This is a genomic window from Acinetobacter gyllenbergii (assembly GCF_001682515.1).
GTDB lineage: Bacteria > Pseudomonadota > Gammaproteobacteria > Pseudomonadales > Moraxellaceae > Acinetobacter > Acinetobacter gyllenbergii.
Window position 1 is genome coordinate 1 of record NZ_KV575282.1, and the last position, 937, is coordinate 937.

Below are 937 nucleotides of genomic sequence, written 5' to 3' on the forward strand. Positions count from 1 at the left end.
GGTTGTTGCATCGTCATATTTAACTGCTGCATCGTCCAAACCACCTAACTTGCTGTCCACGGCTGCCAACTGATCTTCAGTTGCTGCTTGACCTGATACCGCTGTACCGTTCCAAGTCTTGTTGCTTAACCCGCCGACTGTACCCGCTGTACCATCAATCGTAACTGGATTCGCGGTACCCACTTTAATGGTATTACCCAAGCCAAGCTGTACACCATCCGCTGTCGTCGTACTGATAATGCTGCCATCAGTTGAACCTTTAACATTAATGGTATCGCCCAAAGCAAATTGGTTGCTGCTTGTGCCGTTACCAAACTTGATGCCTTTATCTGCTGTTGCTTGTGCTGCATCCGCTGCATTTTGTGCAGTTGTTACGTTTTGATTGGTCGTGAATAACTGACCACCATTCACCGCATCTGTCGATGTTGCTGAACTGATATCACCCGCTTTTACATTAGTGATCGTGGTTCCACCAGCACCTGCAAGTGTGATTTTGTCTTTGGTTGTTGCATCGTCATATTTAACTGCTGCATCGTCCAAACCACCTAACTTGCTGTCCACGGCTGCCAACTGATCTTCAGTTGCTGCTTGACCTGATACCGCTGTACCGTTCCAAGTCTTGTTGCTTAACCCGCCGACTGTACCCGCTGTACCATCAATCGTAACTGGATTCGCGGTACCCACTTTAATGGTATTACCCAAGCCAAGCTGTACACCATCCGCTGTCGTCGTACTGATAATGCTGCCATCAGTTGAACCTTTAACATTAATGGTATCGCCCAAAGCAAATTGGTTGCTGCTTGTGCCGTTACCAAACTTGATGCCTTTGTCTACATTTGCTTGTGTTGCATCCAATTGACCTTTGTTCACTGCATCTGTTGCCGCTGTTGCATCTGCAACGTTCTCAACTTTGTTGCCGTTTGCATCTAGACCATTC

General features: G+C 47.2%; 1 pseudogene. It reads right to left on the reverse strand.

Annotated elements, in window-relative coordinates:
* Nucleotides 1-937: pseudogene (locus NG55_RS20920) on the reverse strand (hypothetical protein); the annotation flags it as partial.